This window comes from Stenotrophomonas sp., assembly GCF_032099025.1.
Taxonomy (GTDB): domain Bacteria; phylum Pseudomonadota; class Gammaproteobacteria; order Xanthomonadales; family Xanthomonadaceae; genus Stenotrophomonas.
Genome location: NZ_DAMCID010000001.1, coordinates 357465 through 384155, shown reverse-complemented (window position 1 = coordinate 384155; position 26691 = coordinate 357465). Strand labels below are relative to the sequence as shown.

Here is a 26691-nt window from a genome sequence, read left to right as displayed (position 1 = left end):
ACCGTAGAAGAACTGGCGCAGCCTTTCGTGTTAGCCGCGAATGCGGTCCAGGTAAGCCACATGGGCCTGCATATCCGCGCGGAAGGCCCATGTCCGCTATCGGGCAGGAGCGGTCGTTATGCGGCACCCCAACGCAACCTATCTGGTACGCCGGAAGTACTCGCGAAAGTGCAAATCGGGAACACGCGTACTGTTCGTTCCTATGTACGCCCACATCTCGTCGTGGCCGACGAAGAAGTACGTTGTCACGCTATTCTCGCCTGTCACCGGTTCCGGCGACTCGATCACAACGGAACGAGAGTCGCAGTGCAGGATCTTGTAAGGCTTATTGTGCTCAAAGCCGAAAAATGGTTTGATCTCCCCGCCCACGGTGACCTGGGTGTCCGGCATTCGCAGAAGCAACTCATCGGCGCTGAATTCCATGGTCATGTGACCAATGATCGCAGCGAGAAAACGGTCCTGACGCTCCTCCAGCTTGGAGTATGTTCGATTGAAGGTCATCGTCCTTTCGTGATCTGACTGCCAAGTGCCGAGAAGCTGGCCGCACTCTGCAGATGCCTGGGGGGTGGCAAGTGCCAACGCCAGCAAGGCAAGAACTCGCGCATTGTTTACCTTCTCGCCCGTTGAGTTCGACATCCCAGCCCCGTCCCATGATCTGAATGACAGCATATCGGTGTGCCGGTGGCTTTCGCAACGGTGCCCGATGTCTGCTTTGGGTCGAGAGCGGACGCTAACACTCTATGTCCCGTTGCCTGGTGGCGGCACGTCTGCTTTCCGCCAGGAGCGGACGTTAGCCAACGTTTGAACTTAGCCGTGCCGCGAAACGACATGGACTTGAATGGATCTTTAGGCCGCAGATGTGTGAGCTACATACTGACGAACACCAAAATCCTGCCAGAGTAGATCTTCGATTACCGCGAGCTGGACATACTTTGGAAGCTCGTATATGGACTGCCATGACTCTGCGGTTGGGGCGTGAAGACGAACAACTCTGCTCAGCGATTCGCGTGCCTCCGCAGGATAAAGGCGTGCAACAAGGCTGATCAACTCGTCGAAATGAGGAGGCGCGAAGTCGCGCTGCTCGAACGAGCTTATGACGCCTCCCAAAAAACGTCCAAACGAGCCTCCTCTAGGCCCCAATGGCTCGGGTACGCTGTGGAAGCAAACGTCCAATTCTCTGTTGTAGGTGTAGTGATGTGCTGGGTCCGCACTCGGAAGGTTCTTATGAGGGCTGATCGCTGCAGTCATATCGAACATACGTGCCCTGTAGACAGTCCCGGCGGGTCCGTCATGGATCACGCCTTCGTGGTAGCGCCATGGATAAGAGCGGTTGTGCTTACGGGTCTTGTAGCCGGAGAGTTGCTTGCTTCGGTGGAATAGCGGGGCGATGTAAGCGCATGGAAAATTTGCGGAGAGGGCGTGCAGCGCGTTGTGCTGCTCAAATAGTCCGGTCTTTGAGTCCTTATGAAGCTCGAAACCGTAAAAATAGTGCTCCAACCCAAATACCGCTTTACGATCGCTGGAAAGCTTCCCAGAATATTCCTCACGGTAGAGAGTCGAGCGCTTGAACTGAATATAAAATGGAAGAGCTGACGTCAGAACTCCGTCGTATCCCAGTACCCTCTCCGCGGACTGGGAGATCCGGGATATCGTCATCCAGCGCGAATAGACGTTCTTCTCAAGCTCTCTTTCGATTGCACCAATGAAATCCTCTTCGATAAATTCTGAAGCTTCAACTGTTTGAGTCACGAGCATGCTCCATCTGTGGCCTAACTATCTATTAGGGTGTGTTTTATAGATTTGCTCACAACGTACCTTGCAGCGGGCCAACTACTTGTTGAACTTTATCTTATGAACGCTGAGGTCACGCAGCAAGGTGACTCATAGCCAGCATCCGACGGTTGTTGTCCACTTTGGGTTGCTAACAGGTGGTAGAGCGGCAGCGAGGCTCCTCCTGTCGTCAGTCCGCTTCCGGCCAGAAGCGGACATCCGCCCTAGCCCCGATAAACATCCCTAATCAGCACAAGGACCGGAATTCGTCGCATCTTCCAAGGAAGCCTCCAGCAGGCAAGCATAGGTATCCAGCCGCGTCCGCATCCCGATCAGCACCCAGCCCATCAGGTACAGCATCACGAGCCCCGCGATCAAAGTGCCGGCCACCAGGTTCACATCAAACGCACCGGCCCAGTCGCCCCACTTCCAATTGCGAAATTGAAGATACAGGGCAATAAGCACAGGAAACGGACCAAGCTTCTGCAGCCCGCCGTACATCAGCCCCATGCGGTCGATCATGCCGACCCGCAGGTCTTTTACGAACCGAAGCCGGCGCTCTCGCTCTACCTTGGGGTACTCCCGCAATCGTTCCACCAGCATCTGCCAATGGTGGAACGCAGCATCCATTTCAATTGCATGCGTCAGTCGGGGGTTGATGTATTGGCGCCCCTCCCTGCTGAGCATGAGTACGAATGAAAGGACAAAGCCAGCCACCTCAACGGCAAGGCAGATTTTTAGTATCTTCAGCGCCCAGAGGGGCGGTACCAGGCTTGTCGACAAGGCAGCCACGCTAAGCCCCAAGGCGGTTGCTGCCACGCCGACCCACAGTGACCAACGCTCCAGCTGCGATGCTTTGGGGTAGATGGTGGTGGAGGTGTAGGCCTGCACCTGCTCGTACAGCCACGAAAACGTCAGCGTAGGCTGGGTCTCGCAGCTGAGCGGGCGGACACTACTTGCAACCTGCATATCCATTGCGGGTACTCCCTTGGTGACGGCTGGCGATGCTGCATGGGCTCCGGCAGGAGCTGCCTGAAAGCCAGTTTAGCTCGGGCAGTCACTTCGGGGGAGACCCTCTTCGTTTCCGGTGATTCGCGGATTTACTGGGGGGGCAGCGTTGGCGCCGCAACGCGGCATGCCGTGCCGGCAAGAGGCCTTGGCTGAGCCTGAATGATTTAGAGACCGCCCGGCGTCGCTCCGGGCCGCGCGTTCACCTGCGGCGATTGCAATCAAGGTGGCTTGGTTAAGAAATTCTCAACGCTTAAGGGCCTCCCTTCACGCATCTTCGGCGACGCCGGCGGCAAGGTATTGGCTCACCCCAGCAGAGGACCCATAGATGGCCATCAAAACGCTTGAAGAGCTGTTCGTTCACGAGCTGTCCGACATTTACAGCGCTGAAAAGCAGCTGACCAAAGCCCTGCCCCGCTTAGCCCGAGCCGCAGAAAGCCCGGATCTCGCGGCGGCTTTTGAGACCCACCTGGAAGAGACGCAGGGGCAGATCGAGCGCATCGATCAGGTCGTTGAAGTGCTGGGCATCCGGCTCAAGCGCATCAAGTGTGCCGCGATGGAAGGGCTGGTTGAGGAAGGCAAAGAAGTTATTGATTCGGTTGAGAAGGGCCCGGTGCGCGACGCTGCGCTGATCGGCGGCGCCCAGAAGGTGGAGCACTACGAGATCGCCTCCTATGGCACCATCGCAGCGCTCGCCAAGCAGCTCGGATACAAGGACGCGCTCCCCCTTCTTCTTGCGACCTTGGACGAAGAGAAGGCAACCGATGAGAAATTGACGCTCCTGGCCAAGTCCGGTGGAAATGCCAAGGCAGCCCAGGCGGCGTGAGGTAGGACCATGGAACGCGACCAGAAAGCGTCCTGATCCAGCCGGTAATCCGGGGAGCGGCACTGGCTGCCGCTCCTTCACCGGATTTCTCCACCGGCGGGACTAACGTCGGATAGCTAGCTTAACTCTGGGCCGTATGGGAATGTGGAAACGTAACGGTTTGTCGATCGTGCTGCTCTTTTTGCTTCTCTGCTTCCTGGGAGGGCAAGTGTGGACGGGCTTCCTGGCACACAACCAGGAACTTGCTGACGCACACCGAGCGCCGTTGGACTTGTGGGACTACCTGCAGAGCGGGCACTTCGTCAGCGCCACGTTTGAGAACTGGGAGAGTGAGTTCCTCCAGATGGGCATGTATGTCCTGCTGACTGTCAGCCTGCGTCAAAAGGGCTCCGCTGAATCCCGACCACTGAACGAGGCCGAAGAAGAGGAGCGCATTGAGTCTGGCCCTACCCCTTGGGCCGTTCGCAAAGGCGGGCTCTGGAAGACCTTATACGGCCACTCCCTGGCGATCACCTTCGGTGCGCTGTTCCTGTTGAGCTTCTCGTTGCACCTTGCGGGCAGCTGGCGTGCGGAAGTCGATGAACAGAGGGCCCTTGGGCAGCCCACGCCGACGTGCTGGGAACACCTATGGAGCAGCAGCTTCTGGTTCGAGTCGTTCCAGAACTGGCAGAGCGAATTTTTGGCTGTGCTCGCGTTGGTCATCTTGACCATTTTCCTGCGCCAGAAGGACTCGCCCCAGTCGAAGCCGCTGGCTGCACCGCACAGTCAGACGGGCGATTGAGGCGCCGGAGCATCCATGAGTCAGCCCACCCCTGCTCTTCTGATCATTGACATGTTCACTCTGTTCGACTTCCCCGAAGCTGACCAGGTGAAGCTCAACGCGCTGAAGGCCGCCGGGCAGATCGCTGTCCTCGCGCGGCGCTTCCGCGAGCGAGGTAACCCGGTGATATATGCAAATGACAATTTTGCCAACTGGCAGATGGACTTCAAAGAACTGGTAGGCTTCTGTCTGGCGACGGAAGGCGAGTCGTCAGCAATCGCTAAAATTCTGCAGCCGCAGCGTGGCGACTACTTCGTGCTCAAACCCAAGCACTCGGCGTTCCTCGCCACCCCGCTTTCCGTGCTCCTGGCCAAGCTTGGCGTGAGCGAGCTCGTCATTACAGGAATGACCGCCGAGTCATGCATCGCCGCCACCTGCTTCGACAGCAATGCGAGGGAATACCACACGATCGTGGTGCAGGAAGCGGTGGCTGGTATTGGCTCCAGACGAACGACCGCATTACGGCTGCTGGGTGACTCCAAGGCGGCTAGTGTCCTCAAGCTGGCGAGTTACCTGCGCCGCTGAAGGGTGTTTCTCAAACCCCTTGCCGACTCACACCTACTGTTCGGTAGAGTCATTGGACGTTGCGTTCTGCTCGGGGTTGGAAGGCGCCTTGACGTTACTGCCGGCGTCGTGAGCGTGTGCACCCGTCGGATCTTGAAGCTGGACCACCCTCCCCTGTTGCCAGGCGTCTGCTCCCGGGTCTATAGCGGGTTCGGGGATATCGGCGCGGCGGTTCCGTTTGTCCTCGCTGCTGACCTCCAGCCGTGCATCCCGTGCTGCCACCATCGCGGGGTCGGCTTGGCCATCGGCGGTAAAGCCCATCATCAGCTGCGGCATCCCGCGCGGCAGGTCTTTATCCAGGTCGGTGTGCCAGGTGTGCCACGTTTTTCCATACGTGTGGATGAGCTTTTCCATGAGCTCATGCTCGGCCACCTCCGGGATCCCTGGTGCGATCAGCTGCCCCGATTTCACTTCATGGACGTGGCTGTGCCAGAGCGCCTTCTCCTGCTCAGGGAGGCCAGCGAACAGCTTCTCACTGATGATGTATTCCACCCCCATCAGCTTGGCGTCTTTCACATTGCCGTCGTAGATCGTGCACTGAATGACATCCTCGTTGAGGATGGAGCAATAGTGATGCGCTTCCATTTGAGCGTCCATCCGGCCGTTGTAGAAATGGAAGCCGTCCAGGTAGGCATTGATCGCGGCAATCGGCGGGCGATCCTGCAGCAGCGCGGCGCCGGCCTCCAGCGCCTTGGTCTTGGCCGTTTCATCGGTTCCCGGGGCTTGCACGCTGGACTCGGTGTTGCCGCCTCCACAGGCGGTCAAGGTAAGTGCGGCTGTGGCGGACAGGATGGATCGACGCATCGCGTTTAGGTCACTGTACAGCGGGCGCTGGCGTCGCCCTGAACGTGGGTGCTCGGATGGGAGCGGGTTCGTAGGCCATCTCGCCTGCAGTCGCGATCAGTTCCAAGAGGCGAGCGGCAACGGGGCCACCCTCTTTCCGCACGCCGATGAAGTGGACCCATGAGCCCTCCACTTCCACTCGAGTTCCTTCAAGATCCGTGGACCGGCTGACCAGTGCTCGCAGGTTCTGGATCCAGGTCTCGCAGGGGACCGCGTCCAGCTGGACCACGGTAGTGGCATCGCCCACGTAGAGATCCGCCATTTCCATCCGAGTTACGCGGGGCGTTGCGGCGCGGAACTGTGGGTAAGCACTCATAAGATCCTCCTGGCAGATATCTGAAGACAAATATCCGCTTGGCGGAGGGCACGGCGCGTCACTGCGGCGTCAAGGGATCGTCAAATCCGCCTCTAGCCAGTCGGCGATTGATTCGTGACGGCGGAGCGGAGCCGCTCAACAACGAAGCGGTCAGGCAGATGCCGCCGGGTGGAGCTCAGAGATTGCGCGCCGGATATCCTTGAGTCGGAACGGCTTCTCCATGACGGGCGTACGGTTGAACCTCTCAGGGAACTTCCTCACCCCAAAGCCCGTGGTGAACACAAACGGGATCCCGCGCTCCATCAGCACGTCCGCAACAGGGAAAGACTCTTGGCCATGCAGGTTGACGTCCAGCATCGCCACATTGAAGGCTTCGCTTTGCGCTCGCTCCAAGGCCTCTGGCAGATACTCTGCTTTCTCCCCTACGGCGTAACCCAGGCTTTTGAGCGACTCCTCCAGCACATACATCAGGCTGGGTTCGTCCTCGACCAGGAACACGCTCACCGGGCCCGCCTCGTCCATCATGCAATGCCTCTTTCGCCAGCGTGATAACACCGAGCACTCAGTGTGAACGACTGTCCCTCTGTATGTGTAAAGACGGGATCAACGCGAGGCTGCGGTGCCGAATGTTTTACGATTTCTTTACAAACGGTGCTTTAGGGTGACCCGATCCGGGGAGGATGGCCGTGACAGAGTTGCAACGCCCCAAAGACGCCTTGAACGACGAGAGCCGGCAGTTCGCGCTTCTGGTCAACTCCGTTACCGACTATGCGATCTACATGCTGGACGAGCATGGCGTGATTCGCACTTGGAACCCCGGTGGTCAGAGAATCAAGGGCTACACCGCCGATGAGGTGATTGGCACCAACTTTTCCCGCTTCTACTTGCCCGACGATGCCGCAGCAGGCGTCCCGCAACGCAACCTGCGAACGGCCGCCACGGAGGGCCGGTGCATCGAGGATGGATGGCGGGTTCGGCGAGACGGTTCTCGTTTCCTGGCGAGCGTAGTCATCGATCCCATCTGGGTGGAAGGCGTGCTGGTTGGATACGCCAAAGTGACACGCGACATCACCGAGCGCCACGACGCGCAGGAACGGCTGCAGCAGGTTCAACACAGCCTGCTGCAGGCGCAGAAGATGGAAGCCATCGGCAAGTTGACTCTGGGTCTGGCCCATGACTTCAACAACCTGCTGACCATCATTGTCAATTGTCTGGACCTCATCAGCGTCCGGGTGAAGGACGGGCCCGCTGCCAAGCTGATTGAGACGGCCCTACGGGCGGCCGAACGGGGAGCGCTACTCTCCCGACAGTTGCTGACATTTGGCCGGGGACAGAACTTGTCCCCTGAACGTTTGAATGTCACCGCAGCGCTGCGCGAATCCCAAGAGCTCCTGCAACGCTCCGCGGGTGACGCGGTCAACGTTGTTTTCGACCTCGATGAAGATCTTCCCCTGGTATTCGTCGACAAGGCCCAACTGGAGGCAGCGGTGCTCAACCTGGTGTGCAACAGCCGGGATGCCATGCCCAATGGCGGCACCATCACGATTGCTGCGCGCGTGCAGGAAACACAGGATCCTGCCTCCGAAAACCACGCGCCGGAGCCCCACGTCTGCCTGACGGTCGAGGACGATGGCGAGGGCATCCCAGCTGACAAACAGGCACGGGTCTTCGAGCCGTTCTTTACGACCAAGCCGGTAGGACGCGGCAGCGGTCTGGGCCTGAGTCAGGTCTTTGGGTTTACCAAGCAATCCGGGGGATTTCCTCACCTGAGCAGCGTTCCGGGCGTAGGCACCCGCATCGTGCTTTGTTTTCCAATCCATGAGCCTTGAAATGCCCATCAACATATTGTTTGTTGAAGACGAAGACGATCTGCGCACCGTGGTGGTTGAAGCGTTGGCCGATCAAGGATTCGTGGTCACCCCTGCATCCGATGGCGTGGAAGCCATCGCTCATCTCAGGGGTGACACACGGTATGCGGTGGTTGTTACGGACGTGAGCATGCCAGGCGGTGTAACGGGCCTGGACGTCGCTGCGGAGGTTGCCCAGGCACAGCCCAACGCCCAGGTATTGGTGGTATCAGGCCTGCAACGTTCGCAGCTCCCACCTATCCCTTCGTCCATGCGTTTTCTGCCCAAGCCCTACCGCTTCAAGCAGCTGATCACGGCCATCCACGAACAGCTCTCGTAGTCGAGCGGGTTGCCGCCCCGCCCTTGTCATGTGTCAGGGGATGAGGATCACCTTGCGGCAGTCCTCCTCCTTACGGTCGAACAGTTCGTAGCCGCGGGCGGCTTCTTCGAGCGGAAGACGGTGAGTGATGATCACGCCAGGGTCGAGCGCGCCTTCCCCGATGTAATCGAGCAGCTCGGGCATCAGACCCTGCACGTGGGTCTGGCCCATCTTGAAGGTCAGGCCCTTGTCGAACGCATCTCCAAGCAGGAAGCCATGCAGATAGCCGGAATAGACGCCGGGGATGCTTACCGTGCCGCAGCGGCGGGTGGCGGCGATGCACTGGCGGATCGCCACCCCGCTGCTGCCTTCCACCTTCAGCGTGGTCAACGCCGATTCAAGAGCGCTGCCTTCGGCTTCGAAGCCGACTGCCTCAATGGACGCATCCACGCCGCGCCCATTGGTCTGGGTGATGATGTATTGCGCGGGGTCCTCGATCTGACTGAAGTCCACCGGGGTTACGCCGTACGTCTGCGCGGCGAAGGCCAGTCGGTAGGCCAGATGATCGACCATGAAGATGGTCTCAGCGCCCAACAGGCGACAGCACGCGGCAGCCATCAGTCCAACCGGGCCGGCGCCGAAGATGGCCACAGTAGATCCCGGCTTGACGCCCGCGTTGATCGCGGCCTGGTAGCCGGTTGGCAAAATATCCGACAAGAACAGCACCTGTTCATCGGGCAGCGCGTCCGGCACGCGCAGCGGGCCCACGTTTGCCTTCGGAACCCGCACGTATTCAGCCTGCCCGCCTGAAACGCCGCCGTATAGATGGCTGTAGCCGAAAAGTGCCGCCGGCGGGCGGATGCCCTTCTGGTTCAGTGCCGCGCCCTTGCCGGTGTTGGTTGTCTCGCACGCTGCGTGTTCAGCCAGCTTGCAGTGGAAGCACTCGCCGCAGGCGATGACGAACGGCACCACGACCCGGTCGCCCGGCCTCAGATCGGTCACCCCACTGCCCACCTCCTCCACGACCCCCATGAATTCATGGCCCAGCACGTCGCCGGTATGAAGATCAGGAATCTTGCCGCGGTAAAGGTGAAGGTCCGAGCCGCAAATGGCCGTCGCGGTGACGCGCAGGATCAGGTCATCGGGCGCAGCCAGGGTGGGATCGGGAACGGTGTCCACCCGGACGTCTTTGCTGCCGTGGTAGGTCAACGCGCGCATTGGGGCTCCTCGTGACGTGATCGATGCACCTAGAGATACCCGTCACCGCGTCCCCGGTCGGTGACTGCCGTGTAGTGAAGATGTGGATCCCGCCAAGACGCCGTTCTCATGGTTACAGGCCCAGCATGCACATTTTCGACTCAGGAGAACGAGATGGCTTTGATCCACTCGATATTGATGGGCGCAGTAGCCGGGATGCGCGCGATGACCCCGTTGGCTGCGGTGACGAACGCCGCCCGCAGCGGCAACCTGCCGGCCGATAACGGTGCGCCTCGCCTTTTGTCCAACAACCTCGCGTCGGCAGGCATGCTTGCGTTGGCAGGCGGTGAGCTCATCGGCGACAAGATGAAAACGGCCCCTGATCGGATCGTGCCGGCAGGCATGGTGGCGCGCGTCGCTACCGGGCTGATTGCCGGCGCGGCGTTGGCTCCGCATCGGCAGCGAAAGCTGGGCGCGCTGTTGGGGGCCGGTGCTGCCGTTGGTATGGCCTACGTGACCTTCAACCTGCGCATGCGCGCGATTGCCCGCTACGGCCAAACCAGCACCGGGGCCGTGGAGGATGCCATCGCCGTGGGAAGCGCCGCGCTGATCACTCAGTCCGCAAGGGGCGCCAAGCGAAGAGGACGCCGCTGATTGGCTTTGTCCAGGCCCCTGCACAAGCCATCCACATCGCAGGGGCGCTCTGTTTACCCGCACATTCGCACACTGGCGTTTCTTCCACCCCATAGAGGCTCCCTCGATGCCCGTGCCCAACTACCCGAAGCCGCCCTTCAAAGCTCAGCAGCAGTCGTTTCCTGGCAAGACCGACAAGCTCGACCCCCGGCCAGACCACGGTGAGGAGAGCTACGTTGGCCACGGCCTTCTGAAGGGCAAGAAAGCCCTGGTCACCGGCGGCGACAGTGGCATCGGTGCCGCAGTGGCCATCGCCTACGCCCGCGAGGGCGCCGACGTGGCGATTGCATTTCTTGAGGGGGAGGAAAAGGATGCTGCCAGCATTGGCGCGCTGATCGAAGCGGCGGGTCAGAAGGCCGTCCTGTGCCCCTGCGACATCAGCGACGACGCCCAGGCTGCGGCGCTCATCAAGCAGGTCACGGCCGAACTTGGCGGCTTGGACATCCTGGTCAACAACGCTGCGTACCAGCGCTATTACGAGTCCTTCGACGACATCACCCTCGAGGACTGGCGCAAAACGTTCGAGACGAACGTGCATGCAGTGTTTAATCTCACACGCCTTTCCGTGGCACACCTGCAGGACGGCGGCTCGGTGATCAACACCGCCTCGGTCAACTCCAAGAAGCCCACCCCCAATATCCTGCCCTACTCCGCTACTAAGGGCGCCCTTGCGAACCTCACCATTGGTCTTGCGGGCCTGCTCGCAGAGAAAGGCATCCGGGTCAATGCAGTGCTGCCAGGCCCGATCTGGACGCCCTTCATTCCTGCCGGCATGGCCGCGGAAGAAGTGGAGCAGTTCGGTAGCCAGACGCCTTTCGGTCGACCCGGCCAGCCAGCCGAGCTCGCCTCGGCTTACGTGATGCTTGCGGCCGACAGCGCCAGCTACACCTCCGGTGCACTGCTCACCGTCTCCGGCGGTGCCGTCACCCTGTAACGCGCCTGGCACTCCCCTCCCCGCGGACTCCAATGACTTCTCTCAATCCATACGACACGCAGAAGCCGCTGACCCAGCTTCCCAGCGGTACCACCGGCGGCACGCTGCTTCCGTGACCGCTGGTGCCAGCAAGGCCGGGACCGTTCCTGTCGAGCGCGACGCGGACGGGTATGCCCCCATCCACTCCTATGCCGCCATCGGCGATGGGCGCTCCAGCGCGCTCATCGCCCCCGATGGAAGCATTGACTGGTGGTGCGCGCCCTGCATGGACGCCCCGCCCTTGCTCGACCGTCTGCTTGATGAACCCGCCGGCGGTCGCTTTGTCCTGCACGCCCGGGACGCTCAGGAAGTGCAACGGCGGTACCGCGATAACAGCAACGTCCTGGAAACGCTAGTCCGCACCACGACCGGCTTGGTACGGGTAACCGAGTCGCTCAACAGCGGCCCGGCCGGCCGCTTGCCTTGGTCCGAGCTGGCCAGGCGGTTGGAGGGCGTTGAGGGAGAGGTGACCTTCGACCTGCACTACCTGCCAGGCACCCGAGCCGGCACCTGCACGCCGTGGATGAGCGACACCCCCAACGGGTGCGTACATCATGCCGGCCCCGTGATGACGATGCTGCGCTATCCCGACAGCGCGGAGATCACCCAGTGTGACGACCGTGAAGTGCGCGGCAGCCTCACCCTTCGGCCTGGTGACAGGCACATCATCGCGCTGCTGGCCGCGCAGGACGAAGTGCTCCCCGTCCCTCCCTTGGCCGATATCGATACCCGCATCGATCGCTCCGACCGGGAGTGGCGTCAGTGGGTGGACGACCTGCACTGCGGTGTCAGCCGCCACGCCGAGGTCATTCGATCAGCGCTGGCGCTGAAGTTTCTGTGGTTCGCCCCCACCGGTGCCATCGCCGCAGCGGTAAGCGCCTCGCTGCCGGAACGCATGGGTGGCGACAAAAACTGGGACTATCGATATGCCTGGGTGCGCGACGCGGCCTACGTCATCAAGACCTTCCTGCGCGTGGGCGCCCTCCCCGACGCCAAGGCTGGCTTCAGCTGGCTGATGACCACCATTGGCCGCCATCGCCCAGGGCTTGCGCCGTGCTACTCCCTTCGCGGCGAGCAGGTCGAGAAGGAACGCTGCATCGACGTGCCGGGCTACCGCAACAGCCAACCGGTGCGCGTGGGTAACGCGGCCTCTGAGCAGCTGCAGACCTGCGCCTACGGCGACGTTCTGGAGATGGCGAGCCGGATGATCGAAGCGGGCCACATCCTCGACCCCACCACCGCCCGCCTGCTGTTTGAGCTCGCCGACGAATGCGCCGATACCTGGATGCGCAAGGACAGCGGCTTCTGGGAGCTGGGAGACGCGCAGCACTACACAATGTCCAAGGTGGAATGCTGGATGGCCCTACGCCGGGCCTGTGAACTGGCCGAAGCTGGCCACATCACCACCGCGCGTCTGCCGCGCTGGCAGCGCGAGAAGGAGCGCATCCCGGCCTGGGTCGACGAGCACTGCTGGGATGAGGCAAAGCAGAGCTACGTGATGCACCCCGGCACTGACCGCCTGGACGCCAGCCTCATGTTGGCCTCGCGCTTCGGCCTTGCTGAGGTTCGGCGGGAGCGCTTCATATCGACCCGAGAGGCCATGCGGCGCGAGCTGTCGGATGAGAGCGGCGATCTGCTTTGGCGTTACAGCGGCATGCAGGACTGCGAGGGGACGTTCATCAGCTGCGCTTTCTGGATGGTGGAAGCTTACGGACTGTTGGGCGAGGCAGATGAGGCCAATCGCTTGTTCGGATCGTTGGTGGCCCGTGTCCAGAACGACGTGGGTCTGATGTCGGAGATGTGGGACCCGCAGGCAGAACAGGGGCTGGGCAACACGCCGCAGGGCCTGAGTCACTTGGCCCTGGTGCATGCCGCGTACGCCGTGGATGGTGAGTAGCTTGGCCGAGAGCCGCCCGGACTGATGCGGGTGGCGAGCCGTGGTTGATCATGCCGTGCGGGGTTTATGAGGAGCGTCCCGGGGCGACGTTGCCGCCGCCCCGCTCTGGCCTGACTTACCCAACCGGCCCGAGCCTCCAACTGGCCCCAGTCTTCTCAAACCGGACCATCGCTTTGGACAGCGCGTCCGGCGACGGGTCTGCCGCCAGGACAAACACTTCGCGTCCGATACCCAGGTACATCCGCGTCCCAGGCTCGATGCCGAGGTCACGCATCCACAGGCCCCGCGTCTTCAGACAGGGCACGGTCGGGCAGCCGGGATACGTCTCTAGTCCGTCGTGATGAAGTGCATTGATCATTACGCTCTTCGGCGCGCGCCAGAAGCGCTTGCGGAAGGCCTGTTGCTCGGGGGTCAGGCTCGCCCAATCGTCGTGCATGATGCTTCTCCTCTGTGTTCTCCCTCGCCGGGATGGCGAGGGAGTCGGGAGGTTCAGAACCGTGAAACAAACAAGACGGTGCGACGTGTTTCCACGAGGGTGTTGTATTCCGCCACCCTCCCGACACAGGACGTTCAACATGCAATGTTTGTTTCGGGTTCTGACACCCAGGGCACACCATGCGACAGACGTGACAGTACTGGAATTCGACGCCGCCCGGTCGCGGTTCACGGCATCAATGGGGTTGCGAAACGGAATTTCGCGAGCAAATCATTTCGTCAAAATCCTTGTACCGGCACGCAGTTACCAAGGCAGCAGGTCCCACTTCCAGCCCGTTCGGTCGCAACCCAAATGTTCGCCAAACCACCGGCAACACTGTCGCTCCCAACCCGCACCGCGCAACAACAGCAAGATCCTGCAAACGCCCTCCCCCACCCTGCGTTACGCTCCCACCCAGTAACTGGCACGGAGCAGCATGGCCGCTACGCATGAGACAGCGATCCAGCAGGCCAGAGTGCTGTTTGACTCCGCGCTTCGGTAGGCGCAGGAAATGTAAGAGGCACCGTTGCGTGACACTTCCTGGTCGATCTCGGACTTCGTTCGAGGTCATGCGCTACCTGGTGTTGATGGGTTCAGTGCGGTCGTCTGGCAACCGACCCTACCCGGTCGCGGTGCGTGTCCGTCGTATGTAACAATTGCAGTTACATATAAATGGACCCACGCGGGCTGAGTATCCATGTCGACGTTCAACGACCCCTTCGCAGTCAGCAGTTATCAGCAAACCGCCCAAGCCAAGGTGCCTGGCATGGCGGCACTCCATCGCATGACGCACATTCTGTTGGCGGAATCCGTTCCGCCAACGGGCGAGGTGCTGGTGCTGGGTGCCGGGGGCGGGCTGGAGCTCGACGCCTTTGCCCAGGCGCAGCCCGGCTGGCGATTTGTCGGCGTAGACCCTTCACCTCCGATGCTGGACCTTGCACGGCATACCCTGGGCGCGAACGCCTCGCGTGCTGTGCTGGTGGAGGGGCTGATTGAGGATGCGCCGACCCGCGAGTTTCACGGCGCTACATGCCTGCTCACCCTGCACTTCCTCGACCCCGATGCGCGGCTGAAAACCCTGCGTGGGTTGTTCCAGCGCCTGCGGCCTGGCGGCGTGCTCGTGGTAGCTCACCACAGCTATGCACCTGAAGCGCGTATGCGTTGGTTGCGCCGCTCGGCAGCGTTCGCGTCAGCGGACGGTGTTCTGGATGAGCAGGCCGAAGCGTCGATTGCGGTCATGGCGGACAAGCTCCCGGCCATCTCCCCAGAGGACGAGGTTGCGTTGCTGGAGGCGGCCGGCTTCACGGACGTGGAGCTGTTCTACGCCGCCCTCAGCTTCCGGGGCTGGGTCGCGCGCCGGCCTGTTTGATTACCCAGCCACCACGCTCCGGATCACCGAGACGGTCCTGTCGATCGCTTCCCGGTCGATCTGCCAATGGGTCACCAACCGCATCTTCCCGCCGTACGCACCGTTCGCGTGTATGCCTGCCGCCTCCAGGGCCTCCATCAGCCGACGCATGTCTACCCCTTCGGGTAGCGCGAACCACACCATGTTGATGTGGACGTCGTCCATGTCCACGTCAATGCCTGGCACGTCGGCCAATTGCCGAGCCAGGTACGTTGCATTGTCATGGTCCACATCCAGCCGTTGCGTCATCTCGGTGAGCGCAAGAATGCCCGGCGCGGCAATCACCCCGGCTTGGCGCCACCCTCCTCCCAGCAGCTTGCGGTTGTAACGCGCGCGCTTGATGAAGGCCGCCGGCCCCGCCAGGATCGAGCCGACGGGTGCGGCCAGGCCCTTGGAGAGGCAGCACATCACCGTGTCCACATGCTGGGTAATCGCCTTTACGTCGCACCCCAGGTAGGTGGCGGCATTGAACACGCGTGCGCCGTCCAGATGGATGGGCACGCCGTGTTCCCGGGCGATGGCGGCGGTGGCCTCCATGGTTGCCAGCGGGATGACGCGGCCGTTGCCGTGCGCGTTCTCCAGGCAGATCAGTCCGGTGCGGGGAATGTGGATATCCTCCCCCACCCGGATGCGGGCCGCGATCTCGCTGGGCTCCAACAGGCCCCGGTTGCTGGCGATGGTGCGCAGCTGGACGCCACTGATCACCGCCGCGGCACCGTTTTCGTGCCAGACCAGGTGCGAGTCGTCGCCCGCGATCACTTCGTCGCCACGGCGGCAATGGGTGAACACCGCGAGCTGGTTGCCGAATACCCCCGTCGGAACGAACAGCGCGTCGTCCTTTCCCAGCATGTCGGCGGCGAGGCGCTCAAGCTGGATGACGGTGGGGTCGTCCTGATAGACGTCATCCCCCACGTCCGCGGTGGCCATGGCCTGGCGCATCGCGGGGGTGGGTTGGGTGACGGTGTCGCTGCGCAGATCAATCCACTGCATCTGGGAACTCGCTGAATGGGGTGGCAAGCCCGCGAGTCAGGGTGACGCGGGGATCTTGATGGAGGTTATGTTAACGAATTCCTTGAGGCCCTCAGTGCCGTGCTAGCGGCCAAGGAATCTGTGCCACCAACGGCTGAGTCCGGCAAAGGCAAGGTAGAACAGCCAGGCAATCGGAAGCGGCGTCACCAGCAGCAACAATGCATCCATCCAGTCAGGGCCAACGGCCAGCATGCGCTTCACCGGGTCGTCCAGGAGGCTTTCAAGCAGCCCCACCGTGGCAAACAAGGAAAGCATGTTGCACATGAGGAACAGCATGGTGCGTTCGAAGATCCGCCAGCCTCTGCTGGGATCGTCAATCACGGCCTCAGGCAACTTGGTGTCGGTGATCTGCGAGCAGACGATGCATCCGAGCAGACCACCTCCGATCTGGACGACTGCCACGAAACCTAAAGGCGACATTGTTGGGATCCCCATTGCGCAACCCGCCAGCAGTAGCCGCCGCAGATCGCGCCGGCAACCGCGCCCGTGGCGGGGATGGTCCAGTTCCATGCGGGCTCGCCTGCATTGACCACTATGATGACCGCCTCCGCCACTACGCTGGTGAGGAAGCCTGCGCCGGCGCCCACCAAGAGGCTCCCCATGAAGCCCAGTGTGCGCCGGGAAGCCAGGAGGGCGAACATCACTCCGGCGGCGAGCGCCGGGAGCGCGCCTACCACGTAGCCGCCAATGATGAAGACAACGACCATGAGGATCGTGCCGCTGCTGAAGAATTCGGACAGCGGCACTGGATGCTCCAACCCCAGATGAACCTGGATGAACATGCAGAGGCCACCCATCACCGGGCCGAGCGCGAAGAAGATGAGCGTGTTGCGCCTTAGCGTGCCCTTTTGACTCATGGCTCGGTCCTTGCTGCTGTGTCCAATAGGGTGGGCAGAGGTGGCTTCGCGTCTACTGGGTGTAGTAGAGGCACCCTGCCACGGCGGACGGTCCATGATCGGCGTCGATCCGCGAGGTTATCAATGCCTTCACCTCGATGCCATCGCCTTCGGCTTCCGGCGTTGACTCGACAATGCGCATCCCTCCGGGGGTGCCCTGCCCCGTCTCCGGTTCAATGCCCATGGACGTGGCAAGGTCTGCACCGATGGCTGGGTCATCGAAGGTAGCCACCACGGAACTGCGCGACAGTATCAAGCGCGTGGTCGGATGGCCGAACATGAGAACGGGTTCGGTGAGCCGCATTTCCGCCAGGACACCGGAAATATTGCCTAGCGCCGCGCCGTACTCCCCGGCTTCGCGGGCGACCGGTTGCCAGCCTGCCGAGGGCTCGCGGGTGGATGCGACGTCGCGTAGCTCATAGGCCAATGTGCGGAACGCTGGGCGGTCGGCCTTGCAGGTTGCGAGCGCTACTGCGCGATCGATCTGTTCCTGATTGGGGGTGGGGTTCCGGGCTGGTTCTGCTGCTGATGCCATGGGTGCCAGGGCTAGTGCCATGCCGATGAGACCTAGGGATTTACTCCATTCGCTTGCGATCAAGTTGTAATGCTCTCTCTTTTGAGCGCCCTCTGCGGGACGTCTCCTGGGGCAGCCACGCAGGGCGTGGCACTACGATTCTTCGTGCACCGGTCGATGCGTGCGGCGCACGCAATTGTAAGCGTGCACCGGGCATGGAGCGCGTTGCACGCGATTGCAAGGGTGCGCCGGGCATGGGGCGCGGTGCATGCGATTGTAAGCGTGCGCCGGGCATTTGGCAGGACGCTTGTCTCCAAGGCCGCTTGCCGCCATGCGTGACGCAATTCAGCTTCGTAAATCGGTCAGCTGAGCTCTCGTAAAGGGGCGTTCGTTCGAAGATTGGACGGTTCGCCAAGGGCTGGCGTACCGAATTCGTGCCTCCCTGTCCGGTCACTGCCCACTTTTACGTGCAACTTGATGTTGCCCCAGATTCTGGAGCCCGTGGCCAGGTGTGTTTTCCGCCAGGCGACCTCCATCTGCAGCGCAGCGCATCTGGAAGAAATCGGTCAATTACGGAGTGAGCTGCTATGGACAGTGCGACTCGGAAGCCCCCGGAAATGCAGGTGCTGGTAGGCGACTCCCCCGCGATGCGGGAGCTGAAGGACCTCATCTCGTGCTATGCCGGCTGCGATGCGTCGGTCCTGATCGAGGGCGAAACCGGTACGGGCAAGGAACTGGTCGCACGCCAGTTGCACTACGCGAGCTCGCGCCGCGACAAGCCGTTCGTGCCGGTCAACTGCGGCGCCCTGGCCGACAACCTGCTCGAAACGGAACTCTTCGGCCATCGGCGTGGCGCCTTCACTGACGCGCGGAGCAGCGAACAGGGGCTGGTGGAGGTCGCCAGCGGTGGCACGCTGTTCCTGGACGAGATCGACTCGCTGTCCCCGAGGGCGCAGACCACGTTGCTGCGCTTCCTGCAGAGCGGCGAGTTTCGTGTCGTCGGCGAGCGGACGTTGCGTGTTGCTGACGTCCGCGTGTTGGCGGCCACGAACTGTCCCCTGCTGTCTGCGATCGAACAGGGTCGCTTCCGCAGCGATCTCTACTACCGGCTCGGCGCGCTGCAGTTGACCCTGCCGCCGCTGCGGGATCGTGCCGGCGACTTGGAAGGGCTGGCCATGCACCTGCTGCCCGAGCTGACCGCACGCTTCGGTCTCCCGCCGTGCGAGTGGACCGAGCAGGCGTTGCAGGCCCTGTCCCGCCACGACTGGCCGGGCAATGTGCGCGAGCTGGAGAACGTCACGCTCCGGGCCTGCATGCACGCCAGCAATGGCCGCATCGGGATCGGAGAATTGGCGCTCGCGGCAAAAACGCTGTTTTCCCCGCCCGCAGCGTCGATTACCGCAATGCCACGCATCTGCGGCGACGATGTGCTTTCGATGGCGGAAGCCAAGCAGCAGGCCGTGGAGCGCTTCGAGCACGACTACCTGACGCAGCTCATGGCCCGTACCGGCAACAACGTCAGCCGTGCTGCCGAAGAGGCCAGCACCGAGCGCAGACATCTTGGAAAGATGCTCAAGCGCCACGGCATGGGGCGGCACTGCCACGACTGACTGCCGGGTCCTGGCGCACCCGCGCGCATCGCCCTTGGGTGTGCAATCACCCAGGAGAGCCGGTCGCAGAGCGCCGTTTGCGCGCCTGAATTGCGCACTCGATCACGCTTTCTGTCGAATTCCCTGCCTCCGAGCGCCATCTGCGCCGGGAACGCCGCTGGCATGGATGTTGCGAACTGTACTTCGACAGCATCGGGACGCTTCGCATGACCACGCTCGAGCCGCCTGGAAATGATCCGGATCTGGAAGTCGCCGACACCGTGCTGGCGTACCTCCGCGCGCATCCGGAAGCCGCGGACACGCTGCAGGGCATCGTTCGGTGGTGGCTGCCGCAGCAACGGTACAACCGCGAAAGCGGTCGTATCGAGGCGGTGCTGATGTTGCTTGCCGAGCGTGGCCGCCTGCAGGTTCGTCTGCTACCGGACGGACAGGTTCTGTATGCGTTGAGCGACGCCTTCAACCCCGATCGCACCGCTGACCTGCACTGACATGGAACAAGGAGAACCGAAATGCCCGCTGCCCTTAGCTATCCCGGCGTCTACGTAGAGGAGATCCCCAGTGGCGTGCGCACCATCACCGGTGTGGCCACGTCGGTCACGGCATTCGTTGGCCGCGCACTACGTGGCCCGGTGAACGAAGCGGTGACCATCAATGGCTTCGGCGACTTCGAGCGCAGCTTCGGCGGGTTGTGGCTGGGTAGCCAACTCGGTTACGCCGTTCACGACTTCTTCCTCAACGGCGGCGGCCAGGCGGTGATCGTGCGCCTGTTCCACCCCAGCTACGCCAGCGACGCGGATCGCGCCGACGCAGAGGCGGCGGCTGCAGAGGTGCTGACGGCGGCCGGGAGCGGCGCCGACCTGGCGACGGTGGTCGCCAATGCAAGTACCAAGGCTGCTACCTTCACCGAAGAACCCGAGCTGTCCGCGGCCAAAGCCGTCGCCACTGCGATCACCTCTGCCTCGGCAGCGTCTGGCGCCACCAAGGAATCCGCGCTCGCGGCCGGTGGCAAGGCGGCAGCCCCCTCGAGAGCGGCGCTGGAGGCCGGCGGATTGTCACTGCAGGCCGCCAACGAGGGACGCTGGGGCGGAAAACTGCGCGCGGCGGTCACGATGTCGGGTAACGCCGAGGTCGCGGCCGCGCTGGGCGTGGGCGTCGGCGATGTGTTCAACCTGACCGTGCGCGATGCCTCGCCGGGCGGCGGCAGCGAGACCTATCTGAACCTCACGGTGGTCGAAAGCGCGCGCCGCGTGGACCGGGTACTGCTCTCCGAATCGAACCTGGTGCGTGTGCAGGGCGCCCTGCCCGCCACGGTCGACGATGGCGTGGACGAGGTCAGCGCCGCCGAGGACGCGGTGGGCGCGGCCAAGCTCGCGTTCGACAAGGGCGTGCGCGACGGCGCGGACACGACCGCGCTGAAGCAGGCGATGGACCAGTCGCGCGCAGCGCTGCAGCTGGAATACGACGAGGCCGATCGCCGGGCCAGCGATGGCGGCGCCTTGGCGGCGCCCGACTTCCTGCCCGAGCTCGGCTTGGTGCAGAAGCGCGGCCTGTACGCGTTGGAGCAGGCCGACCTGTTCAACCTGCTGTGCATTCCGCCCTACCGCAGCAACGACGGCGCGAACTTCGATGCCGAAGCGATCGTGTTGGCCGCGGCCACCGCGTACTGCGAGCAGCGCCGCGCCTTCCATGTCATCGACTCGCCCAGCGCATGGGACACCAAGGCCGACGCGCTGGAGGGTCTGGATGAGTTCGCCGACCCGCGCAGCCGCAACGCCGCCCTGTTCTTCCCTCGCCTGCGCCAGCCCAACCTGCTGCGCAACAACGCGATTGAAACCTTCGCGGCATGCGGCGCGGTGGCGGGCGTGTTCGCGCGGACCGATACGCAGCGCGGTGTGTGGAAGGCGCCGGCGGGACTCGATGCCGGGCTGGTCGGGGTGCCGCAGCTGTCGGTGCCACTGACCGATGCCGAGAACGGCGAGCTCAACCAGCGCGGCATCAACTGCCTGCGTGCCATGCCAGCCAGCGGCCGCGTGGTCTGGGGTGCACGGACGCTGCGCGGCGCCGACCAGCTGGCCGACGAGTACAAGTACATCCCGGTGCGGCGGACCGCGTTGTTCATCGAGGAAAGCCTGTTCCGCGGCCTGAAATGGGTGGTGTTCGAACCCAACGACGAGCCGCTGTGGGCGCAGGTGCGGCTCAACGTCGGCGCGTTCATGCACAACCTGTTCCGCCAGGGCGCGTTCCAGGGCAGCTCGCCCCGCGACACCTACTTCGTGCGCTGCGACAAGGACACCACGACGCAGAACGACATCAACCTGGGCGTGGTGAACGTCGTGGTGGGTTTCGCCCCGCTGAAGCCGGCCGAGTTCGTGGTGCTGAAGCTGCAGCAGATCGCCGGCGCGATCGAGACCTGATCCCCCTCTTCACCGGAGCACGTCCATGGTCCAGTTCACCGTCAACACGCAGCGTTTCGACCCTTACAAGAACTTCAAGTTCCGCGTCAAATGGGACAACAAGTACGTTGCCGGCATCAGCAAGGTGGGTGCGCTCAAGCGCAGCACCGAGGTGGTCGAACACCGCGAAGGTGGCGACCCGAGCATCAGCCGCAAGTCGCCCGGGCGCACCAAGTCCGAGCCGATCACGCTGGAGCGCGGCGTTACCCACGACAAGGAGTTCGAGCAGTGGGCGAACAAGGTGTGGAACTTCGGTTCCGGCCTGGGTTCTGAAACCTCGCTCAAGGACTTCCGCAAAGACCTGATCATCGAGGTCTACAACGAATCCGGGCAGCTGGCGATCGCCTATCGCCTGTTCCGTTGCTGGGTATCGGAATACCAGGCGCTGCCTGACCTGGACGCCAATGCCAACGCGGTAGCCATCCAGCACATCAAGCTTGAGAACGAGGGCTGGGAGCGCGACCCCGACGTGGTTGAGCCGGCCGAACCGAGCTTCACCGAGCCGACGTGAGCACGATGCCGATGCCTGCTGCCGTTCACGCCGCCGGATTCGAGCAGGTGCTGTTGCAGACCTGGGAACAGCTGCATGCGGCGGACGCCGACACGCGCGCCGTGGGCCTGTTGCAGGCGGTGTGGCCGCAGCCCGAGGCGGAGACGTGGAGCGCGGCGAGCCTGGGCACACGCGATGCGGCGCTGTTCCGGTTGCAGTCGGCGTTGTTCGGCCCCCAGCTGCACACGTTGACGCAGTGTCCGGCCTGCGGCGAGACCCTGGAGTCGCAGTTTGACTGCGCACAGTTCACTGGAGAGGGTGCGCCGACACCTGTGCCGACGGCATTGGCGCTGCGCGAGCAGGACTGGGAGATCGAGTTCCGTCTTCCCAGCAGCAACGACGTGGTGGCGCTGCGCGATGCTGCAGCGGATCCTGCCGTAGCCGTCTCCGCACTGCTGCGCCGCTGCGTGTTGCGCCTGCGCCAGGGCGAACGCGAGGCCAGCGCGGACGAACTGCCAACGGACCTGGTGGTGCAGCTGGAAGCCCGCATGGCCGCGTCCGACCCGCTGGCTGACCTGCGCCTGTCGCTCAGCTGCCCGGCCTGCGCCACGGCGTGGGACGCGGCCTTCGACATCGGGGAGTATCTGTGGGAGTCGCTGGACGACTGGGCCCAGGACCTGCTGTCCGAGGTACACCTGCTGGCGCGTGCCTACGGGTGGCGCGAACACGACATCCTTTCGCTGACGGCGGTGCGCCGCCGCTTCTACCTTGACCTGGTGCAGCCGTGAGCGGCTTCCTGCAGCGGCTGGTGGAACGGGTACAGGGCCCGGCGCACGCGGCGCTGCGGCGACGCAGGCCGAGCGTGTTTGAAGCTCGGGAGGCCGCGCCGACCCCGCCGATGGCGCTCGATGCGGAGCGCGCCTCGCCGGCGCCTACGCCGCCCGGCGGTAGTGAGCGCGTCTTCGTGCACAGTCACGATATCCATCATCACGACCGCACGGACGCTCAGTTGACGCCGCGCGCACACCGTGCGGAGCGCCCGGCCCGGCCGGCCTCAGCGGGTACGCAGCCGCTGCAAGCCGCGTTGCCAGCACCACCGTCGCTGCATCCCCTGCCCGTTTCGTCCGCCACCCCCGCCATGCGGCGCGGGATGGCGGCCGTGGCCGCGAGTGCCGAGGCTCCGCCACTGTCGGTGCGGCGCCCACGCCGTGCGGCTGACACCACCGCGCCGGCGCCGCCCGCACCGCGCATGCAGCAGACGGCCGAAGCAGGCGAACCCGCGCCGTTGCGCCGCGCGCGCCCGGCAGCAGCAGAGTCCTCCGCTTCCCCGCCGCCGCTGCCGGCCTTGCCGTTGCCGGCGCGCCTGCCGGCCACCCGGCGTGCCGCCGCGCCGGTCGCCCATCCGGCACGCCGCGCGGCATTGCCGGCTGCGGCCGAGACGCCGGTGCACGTCACCATCGGCAGCGTCGAGATCCGCGCGAATCCGCCTGGACCTGGGCCTGCGCCGCAACGACCGCCTTCGCGTCCGGTCGCCGGCGCGGTGGTGCCCAGCCTCGATGCCTACCTGCGTCAGCGTCATGGGGGCCCGCGATGAGCAATGCGCTCGCAATCGCGGCGGTGACCGCGGCGTTGAAGAACCTGGTGGATCGCCATCTCGACGGCCTCGACCTGTCCGCGCTCGGCAGCGTCAGTGTCGGTGCGATGGCGCTGGACCGCGTGTTGACCGGCGACAACGAGCCCAACCAGATCAACCTGTTCCTCTACCAGGTCAGCGCCAACAGCGGCTGGCGCAACGTGGGGCTGGCGTCGCGCGACGGCGCCGGACAGCGCACCGCCAACCCGCCGCTCGCGCTGGACCTGCACTACCTGCTCACCGCATTCGGCAGCCAGGAGTTGAATCGTGATGCGCTGTTGGGACTGGGCATGCAGGCGTTGCATGAAACGCCCCTGCTCGACCGCGCTCGCCTGCGTGCCCTGCTGGCGCCGCCCGCCCTGCCGTTCGGGTCGTTCTCGGCCGAGAGCCTGGCGGACCAGGTGGAGTGGCTGAAGATCACGCCGCAGTACCTGGGCGCCGAGGAGCTGTCCAAGCTGTGGACCGCGGCGCAGGCGCGCTTCCGCGCGTCGATGGCCTATCAGGTCTCGGTGGTGCTGATCCAGTCGGACGCCAACGTGCGCGCCGCGTTGCCGGTCCTGCGGCGCGGGCCCGATGATCGCGGCCCACGCGCCGTCGCCGCGATGCCGCCGCGCCTGCGCGCGATCGAGAACCTCACGCTGCCGGGACTGCCTGGCGGTCGCCTGGGCGACCTGCTGCGGGTCGATGTGGATGGCGCCGGTGCCGGAACCCACGTGGTGTTCGACCACGCGCGCAGCGGCCTGCGCCAGTCCCTGCCCCTGCTGGCCGATGGACCGCGCCAGTGGCGGCTGCAGCTGCCGGCCGCCGACGTGCCGGATGTCGCCTCGGCGTGGGCGCCCGGCCTGTACACGCTGCGCCTGCGCGTCAGTACGCCCGGGCAACCGGACCTGATCGGCGATCCCCTGCCGTGGATGCTGGCGCCGCGCATCACAGTGAACCCGTTGACGGCGGCCATGGGGGCCGAACTCGCGCTGGCGATCGAGTGCGTGCCGCAACTGCTGGCCGCCCAGCATGGCGGCGTGCGGCTGCTGTTCGGCGGGCAGGAACTGGCGGTGGACAGCGTCGACACGCCGGTGGACGCGAGCCTGCCCAGCACGGTGCATGCGACCGTGCCTGCGGCGATGGCCACCGCAGGCGTGCACGCCGTGGCGCTGCGCGTGGATGGTGTGGACAGCCTGCCGGTGCTGCGCAGCGAGGGTGTGGCGCAGTTCGATCCGCAACAGAGCGTGGAACTGGCATGAGGCCCATGCACGCCCTTGCCCCCCACGACCACCCCGGCTGGAGCCTGGCCAACGAGCGCTATCTGGCGCTGTCGCTGGACTGGCTGCACCTGCGCCTGGAGGCGTTGACACCCGCCGCTGCCAGCGCTGCCGCACCCACTGCCGCTGGTGGCGCGCCGCGTTCGTGGTCGCGCTGGAAGAAGCAGCTGCCCGACCTGCCAGCCCTGCCGGCACCCGATCCCGCTGCGGCACTGGCCGAGGTCGCCGCTGCGCGCGACGCCTTCGCGGGCGACGAACCGCTGCCGGCACTGCTGTCGCTGGCGCGACGTTTTGGCCTGGACCGCTTCGAGACCGACATCCTGTGGCTATGCGTGGCGGTCGAGCTGGATTCGACGCTGCCTGCCGCGATTGCGGCCGCACAGGACGGCTTGGCGGTACCGACCTTCGCGCTGGCGCTGCGCCTGTTCGACGAAGCGGCGTGGGATGCCTTGTCGCCCCACCGACCGCTGCGCCACCTGCGCCTGCTGGAGATCAACCAGCCCGGCGCAACCGCGCTCACCGCTGCGGCGTTGCGTGCGGACGAGCGCATCGTCAACGCAGTGAAGGGCCTCAACGTGGCCGATGCGCGCCTGGGCACCTGGATCGGCCCCGAGGTCGCGGAGCGTCCTGTGTCGGGGCTGCAACAGGCCAGCGTGGAGCAGATCCTGGCGGCGCTGGACGATGCGCCCGGTGACGCCCCGCCGGTGGTCCAGCTGTTGGGACAGGACCGCCACAGCCGCCTGGCCATCGCCACCCAGGTCTGCGCGCGGCTGTCGCGCCGGCTGTACCGCATCGCCTCCGAATCGCTGCCGGTGCAGCGCGGCGAACTGGAGACGCTGGCACGCCTGTGGCGCCGGGAAAGCCTGCTGCTGCCGCTGGCCTTGTACGTGGAGGCCGACGAGGCCGAGGGCGAACGGCTGGCCGCACTGAGTACGTTGCTCTCGCTGCCGCTGGGACCGGTGTTCGTCGGTCTGCGGGATACGTCGTTGGCGCTGGACGTGCCGAGCTGTTCCGTCCGCGCGCCGCTGCCGACGGCGAGCGAGCAGTACCACGCCTGGCGGGAAGCGCTCGTCGAGGAAGACAACGAGGCCGAGGCGGCGAGCCTGTCCAGCCACTTCGATCTGGACCTCGGCCGTATACGCCAGGCCGCCACGGGTGCGCGGACACGTGCCGTTCCTGCGTGGGATCTGTGCCGCGATTTCGCTTCGTCGCAGCTGGAACTGCTGGCGCAGCGGCTGGAGCCGAGGGCGCACTGGAACGACCTGATGCTGAGCGACGAACCGCATGCGCTGCTGCGGCAGATCGCCGCACAGGCGCGCGGCCGCCACCGCGTATACCGTGAGTGGGGCTATGGCGAGCGCATGAACCGCGGCCTCGGCATCAGCGCGCTGTTCGCCGGCGAGAGCGGCACCGGCAAGACCATGGCCGCCGAGGTCATCGCCAACGAACTGCGGCTGCACCTGTACCGCATCGATCTGTCCTCGGTGGTGAGCAAATACATCGGGGAAACCGAGAAGAACCTGCGGCGGCTGTTCGACGCTGCCGAACAGGGCGGCGCCCTGTTGTTCTTCGACGAGGCCGACGCCCTGTTCGGCAAACGCAGCGAGGTCAAGGACAGCCACGACCGCTACGCCAACATCGAGATCAACTACCTGCTGCAGCGCATGGAGTCGTTCTCCGGCTTGGCCATCCTGGCCACCAACATGAAGGCATCGCTGGACACTGCGTTCCTGCGGCGGCTGCGTTTCGTGGTGAACTTCCCGTACCCCGGCCCGGCCGAACGCGGCCGCATCTGGCGCAACGCGTTGCCGGTGGACGTTCCGGGCCGCGCACTGGATTGGGCGCGACTGG

Annotated in this window: 28 protein-coding genes; 17 read left to right on the top strand and 11 right to left on the bottom strand. The window is 64.1% G+C overall.

What is annotated here, in order from left to right:
* Nucleotides 1-138 precede the first annotated feature (138 nt).
* The 3 genes from RT456_RS01630 to RT456_RS01620 form a co-directional block, all read right to left on the bottom strand.
* Nucleotides 139-636: a hypothetical protein gene (locus RT456_RS01630; RefSeq protein ID WP_313341620.1), complete on the bottom strand. Its 498-nt coding sequence runs from the start codon at nt 634-636 to the stop codon at nt 139-141.
* 210 nt (nt 637-846) lie between these two features.
* Nucleotides 847-1749 (bottom strand): hypothetical protein, encoded by a 903-nt coding sequence (locus tag RT456_RS01625; RefSeq protein ID WP_313341617.1) that lies wholly within the window; start codon nt 1747-1749, stop codon nt 847-849.
* Nucleotides 1750-2013: 264 nt separating this feature from the next.
* Nucleotides 2014-2745 carry a hypothetical protein gene (locus tag RT456_RS01620; protein WP_313341615.1) on the bottom strand — a complete coding sequence of 244 codons (732 nt, stop codon included), beginning with the start codon at nt 2743-2745 and terminating at the stop codon, nt 2014-2016.
* Between the two features lie 361 nt (nt 2746-3106).
* Here RT456_RS01620 and RT456_RS01615 point away from each other — a divergent pair, with 361 nt between their 5' ends.
* The 3 genes from RT456_RS01615 to RT456_RS01605 all read left to right on the top strand — a co-directional run bounded on the left by RT456_RS01615 (nt 3107) and on the right by RT456_RS01605 (nt 4949).
* Nucleotides 3107-3604 (top strand): ferritin-like domain-containing protein, encoded by a 498-nt coding sequence (locus RT456_RS01615; protein ID WP_313341612.1) that lies wholly within the window; start codon nt 3107-3109, stop codon nt 3602-3604.
* 142 nt (nt 3605-3746) lie between these two features.
* Nucleotides 3747-4385, top strand: a complete 639-nt coding sequence (locus RT456_RS01610) for a DUF6766 family protein (protein WP_313341609.1) — start codon at nt 3747-3749, stop codon at nt 4383-4385.
* Nucleotides 4386-4400: 15 nt separating this feature from the next.
* On the top strand, nt 4401-4949 hold the full coding sequence (locus RT456_RS01605; RefSeq protein ID WP_313341607.1) for an isochorismatase family cysteine hydrolase: 549 nt from the start codon (nt 4401-4403) through the stop codon (nt 4947-4949).
* A gap of 33 nt (nt 4950-4982) precedes the next feature.
* Here RT456_RS01605 and RT456_RS01600 read toward each other — a convergent pair whose 3' ends face one another.
* Entirely contained in the window at nt 4983-5792 is an 810-nt protein-coding gene (locus RT456_RS01600; RefSeq protein WP_313341604.1) for an OBAP family protein, read from the bottom strand.
* Nucleotides 5793-6297: 505 nt separating this feature from the next.
* Nucleotides 6298-6672, bottom strand: a complete 375-nt coding sequence (locus tag RT456_RS01595) for a response regulator (protein WP_313341601.1) — start codon at nt 6670-6672, stop codon at nt 6298-6300.
* 161 nt (nt 6673-6833) lie between these two features.
* On the opposite strand from RT456_RS01595, the gene RT456_RS01590 reads away from it, so the two are divergent.
* The gene (locus RT456_RS01590; RefSeq protein WP_313341598.1) at nt 6834-7976 is read left to right on the top strand and encodes an ATP-binding protein; all 1143 of its coding nucleotides are present in this window, start codon (nt 6834-6836) and stop codon (nt 7974-7976) included.
* Nucleotides 7966-8334: a response regulator gene (locus RT456_RS01585; RefSeq protein ID WP_313341595.1), complete on the top strand. Its 369-nt coding sequence runs from the start codon at nt 7966-7968 to the stop codon at nt 8332-8334. Before RT456_RS01590 ends, RT456_RS01585 begins: the two co-directional genes overlap by 11 nt.
* Before the next feature lie 33 nt (nt 8335-8367).
* Here the strand turns inward: RT456_RS01585 and RT456_RS01580 are convergent, their stop codons facing one another.
* The gene (locus tag RT456_RS01580; RefSeq protein WP_313341593.1) at nt 8368-9531 is read right to left on the bottom strand and encodes a zinc-dependent alcohol dehydrogenase; all 1164 of its coding nucleotides are present in this window, start codon (nt 9529-9531) and stop codon (nt 8368-8370) included.
* 153 nt (nt 9532-9684) lie between these two features.
* Here RT456_RS01580 and RT456_RS01575 point away from each other — a divergent pair, with 153 nt between their 5' ends.
* From RT456_RS01575 to RT456_RS01565, 3 genes are all read left to right on the top strand, one after another.
* Nucleotides 9685-10164, top strand: coding sequence for a DUF4126 domain-containing protein (locus RT456_RS01575; RefSeq protein ID WP_313341590.1), 480 nt, complete (start codon nt 9685-9687; stop codon nt 10162-10164).
* A 106-nt stretch (nt 10165-10270) separates the two neighbouring features.
* Nucleotides 10271-11137 carry an SDR family oxidoreductase gene (locus tag RT456_RS01570; RefSeq protein WP_313341587.1) on the top strand — a complete coding sequence of 289 codons (867 nt, stop codon included), beginning with the start codon at nt 10271-10273 and terminating at the stop codon, nt 11135-11137.
* A gap of 112 nt (nt 11138-11249) precedes the next feature.
* On the top strand, nt 11250-13073 hold the full coding sequence (locus RT456_RS01565; RefSeq protein ID WP_313341584.1) for a glycoside hydrolase family 15 protein: 1824 nt from the start codon (nt 11250-11252) through the stop codon (nt 13071-13073).
* Nucleotides 13074-13188: 115 nt separating this feature from the next.
* Here RT456_RS01565 and RT456_RS01560 read toward each other — a convergent pair whose 3' ends face one another.
* Entirely contained in the window at nt 13189-13509 is a 321-nt protein-coding gene (locus tag RT456_RS01560) for a hypothetical protein (protein ID WP_313341581.1), read from the bottom strand.
* A gap of 736 nt (nt 13510-14245) precedes the next feature.
* Between RT456_RS01560 and RT456_RS01555 the strand changes: the two genes are divergently transcribed.
* Nucleotides 14246-14917 carry a methyltransferase gene (locus tag RT456_RS01555; protein ID WP_313341578.1) on the top strand — a complete coding sequence of 224 codons (672 nt, stop codon included), beginning with the start codon at nt 14246-14248 and terminating at the stop codon, nt 14915-14917.
* On the opposite strand, the gene ltaE is transcribed toward RT456_RS01555, so the two are convergent.
* From ltaE to RT456_RS01535, 4 genes are all read right to left on the bottom strand, one after another.
* Nucleotides 14918-15946 carry a low-specificity L-threonine aldolase gene (ltaE, locus tag RT456_RS01550; RefSeq protein ID WP_313341575.1) on the bottom strand — a complete coding sequence of 343 codons (1029 nt, stop codon included), beginning with the start codon at nt 15944-15946 and terminating at the stop codon, nt 14918-14920.
* Between the two features lie 102 nt (nt 15947-16048).
* On the bottom strand, nt 16049-16405 hold the full coding sequence (locus RT456_RS01545; protein WP_313341572.1) for a hypothetical protein: 357 nt from the start codon (nt 16403-16405) through the stop codon (nt 16049-16051).
* Nucleotides 16393-16842 (bottom strand): hypothetical protein, encoded by a 450-nt coding sequence (locus RT456_RS01540; protein ID WP_313341569.1) that lies wholly within the window; start codon nt 16840-16842, stop codon nt 16393-16395. Before RT456_RS01540 ends, RT456_RS01545 begins: the two co-directional genes overlap by 13 nt.
* Before the next feature lie 52 nt (nt 16843-16894).
* Complete coding sequence (locus tag RT456_RS01535) at nt 16895-17437, bottom strand: hypothetical protein (protein WP_313341566.1); 543 nt, start codon at nt 17435-17437, stop codon at nt 16895-16897.
* 575 nt (nt 17438-18012) lie between these two features.
* Between RT456_RS01535 and RT456_RS01530 the strand changes: the two genes are divergently transcribed.
* The 8 genes from RT456_RS01530 to RT456_RS01495 form a co-directional block, all read left to right on the top strand.
* A complete protein-coding gene (locus RT456_RS01530) occupies nt 18013-19005 on the top strand; it encodes a sigma-54 dependent transcriptional regulator (RefSeq protein ID WP_313341563.1) in 993 nt (330 codons plus the stop codon).
* 206 nt (nt 19006-19211) lie between these two features.
* Entirely contained in the window at nt 19212-19493 is a 282-nt protein-coding gene (locus RT456_RS01525) for a hypothetical protein (protein ID WP_313341560.1), read from the top strand.
* Between the two features lie 21 nt (nt 19494-19514).
* Nucleotides 19515-21419, top strand: coding sequence for a phage tail sheath subtilisin-like domain-containing protein (locus RT456_RS01520; RefSeq protein WP_313341558.1), 1905 nt, complete (start codon nt 19515-19517; stop codon nt 21417-21419).
* A gap of 25 nt (nt 21420-21444) precedes the next feature.
* A complete protein-coding gene (locus tag RT456_RS01515; protein ID WP_313341555.1) occupies nt 21445-21969 on the top strand; it encodes a phage tail protein in 525 nt (174 codons plus the stop codon).
* A gap of 11 nt (nt 21970-21980) precedes the next feature.
* Nucleotides 21981-22736: a hypothetical protein gene (locus tag RT456_RS01510; protein ID WP_313341552.1), complete on the top strand. Its 756-nt coding sequence runs from the start codon at nt 21981-21983 to the stop codon at nt 22734-22736.
* Nucleotides 22733-23542 carry a hypothetical protein gene (locus RT456_RS01505; RefSeq protein WP_313341549.1) on the top strand — a complete coding sequence of 270 codons (810 nt, stop codon included), beginning with the start codon at nt 22733-22735 and terminating at the stop codon, nt 23540-23542. Before RT456_RS01510 ends, RT456_RS01505 begins: the two co-directional genes overlap by 4 nt.
* On the top strand, nt 23539-24822 hold the full coding sequence (locus RT456_RS01500) for a DUF4255 domain-containing protein (protein WP_313341546.1): 1284 nt from the start codon (nt 23539-23541) through the stop codon (nt 24820-24822). The genes RT456_RS01505 and RT456_RS01500 overlap by 4 nt, the downstream gene beginning before the upstream one ends.
* A 5-nt stretch (nt 24823-24827) precedes the next feature.
* Nucleotides 24828-26691: ATP-binding protein (locus tag RT456_RS01495; protein ID WP_313341543.1), on the top strand; the 1864-nt coding region annotated here is incomplete at its 3' end.

Excerpts from the sequence above, each read along its gene's own strand:
- RT456_RS01535 (WP_313341566.1), bottom strand. The coding sequence starts at position 17,437 with ATGGCACTAGCCCTGGCACCCATGGCATCAGCAGCAGAACCAGCCCGG.
- RT456_RS01520 (WP_313341558.1), top strand. The coding sequence starts at position 19,515 with ATGCCCGCTGCCCTTAGCTATCCCGGCGTCTACGTAGAGGAGATCCCC.
- ltaE (WP_313341575.1), bottom strand. The coding sequence starts at position 15,946 with ATGCAGTGGATTGATCTGCGCAGCGACACCGTCACCCAACCCACCCCC.
- RT456_RS01530 (WP_313341563.1), top strand. The coding sequence starts at position 18,013 with ATGCAGGTGCTGGTAGGCGACTCCCCCGCGATGCGGGAGCTGAAGGAC.
- RT456_RS01580 (WP_313341593.1), bottom strand. The coding sequence starts at position 9,531 with ATGCGCGCGTTGACCTACCACGGCAGCAAAGACGTCCGGGTGGACACC.
- RT456_RS01555 (WP_313341578.1), top strand. The coding sequence starts at position 14,246 with ATGTCGACGTTCAACGACCCCTTCGCAGTCAGCAGTTATCAGCAAACC.
- RT456_RS01540 (WP_313341569.1), bottom strand. The coding sequence starts at position 16,842 with ATGAGTCAAAAGGGCACGCTAAGGCGCAACACGCTCATCTTCTTCGCG.
- RT456_RS01560 (WP_313341581.1), bottom strand. The coding sequence starts at position 13,509 with ATGCACGACGATTGGGCGAGCCTGACCCCCGAGCAACAGGCCTTCCGC.
- RT456_RS01525 (WP_313341560.1), top strand. The coding sequence starts at position 19,212 with ATGACCACGCTCGAGCCGCCTGGAAATGATCCGGATCTGGAAGTCGCC.
- RT456_RS01615 (WP_313341612.1), top strand. The coding sequence starts at position 3,107 with ATGGCCATCAAAACGCTTGAAGAGCTGTTCGTTCACGAGCTGTCCGAC.
- RT456_RS01585 (WP_313341595.1), top strand. The coding sequence starts at position 7,966 with ATGAGCCTTGAAATGCCCATCAACATATTGTTTGTTGAAGACGAAGAC.
- RT456_RS01605 (WP_313341607.1), top strand. The coding sequence starts at position 4,401 with ATGAGTCAGCCCACCCCTGCTCTTCTGATCATTGACATGTTCACTCTG.
- RT456_RS01600 (WP_313341604.1), bottom strand. The coding sequence starts at position 5,792 with ATGCGTCGATCCATCCTGTCCGCCACAGCCGCACTTACCTTGACCGCC.
- RT456_RS01545 (WP_313341572.1), bottom strand. The coding sequence starts at position 16,405 with ATGTCGCCTTTAGGTTTCGTGGCAGTCGTCCAGATCGGAGGTGGTCTG.
- RT456_RS01575 (WP_313341590.1), top strand. The coding sequence starts at position 9,685 with ATGGCTTTGATCCACTCGATATTGATGGGCGCAGTAGCCGGGATGCGC.
- RT456_RS01610 (WP_313341609.1), top strand. The coding sequence starts at position 3,747 with ATGTGGAAACGTAACGGTTTGTCGATCGTGCTGCTCTTTTTGCTTCTC.
- RT456_RS01500 (WP_313341546.1), top strand. The coding sequence starts at position 23,539 with ATGAGCAATGCGCTCGCAATCGCGGCGGTGACCGCGGCGTTGAAGAAC.
- RT456_RS01570 (WP_313341587.1), top strand. The coding sequence starts at position 10,271 with ATGCCCGTGCCCAACTACCCGAAGCCGCCCTTCAAAGCTCAGCAGCAG.
- RT456_RS01515 (WP_313341555.1), top strand. The coding sequence starts at position 21,445 with ATGGTCCAGTTCACCGTCAACACGCAGCGTTTCGACCCTTACAAGAAC.
- RT456_RS01510 (WP_313341552.1), top strand. The coding sequence starts at position 21,981 with ATGCCTGCTGCCGTTCACGCCGCCGGATTCGAGCAGGTGCTGTTGCAG.
- RT456_RS01620 (WP_313341615.1), bottom strand. The coding sequence starts at position 2,745 with ATGGATATGCAGGTTGCAAGTAGTGTCCGCCCGCTCAGCTGCGAGACC.
- RT456_RS01630 (WP_313341620.1), bottom strand. The coding sequence starts at position 636 with ATGTCGAACTCAACGGGCGAGAAGGTAAACAATGCGCGAGTTCTTGCC.
- RT456_RS01595 (WP_313341601.1), bottom strand. The coding sequence starts at position 6,672 with ATGATGGACGAGGCGGGCCCGGTGAGCGTGTTCCTGGTCGAGGACGAA.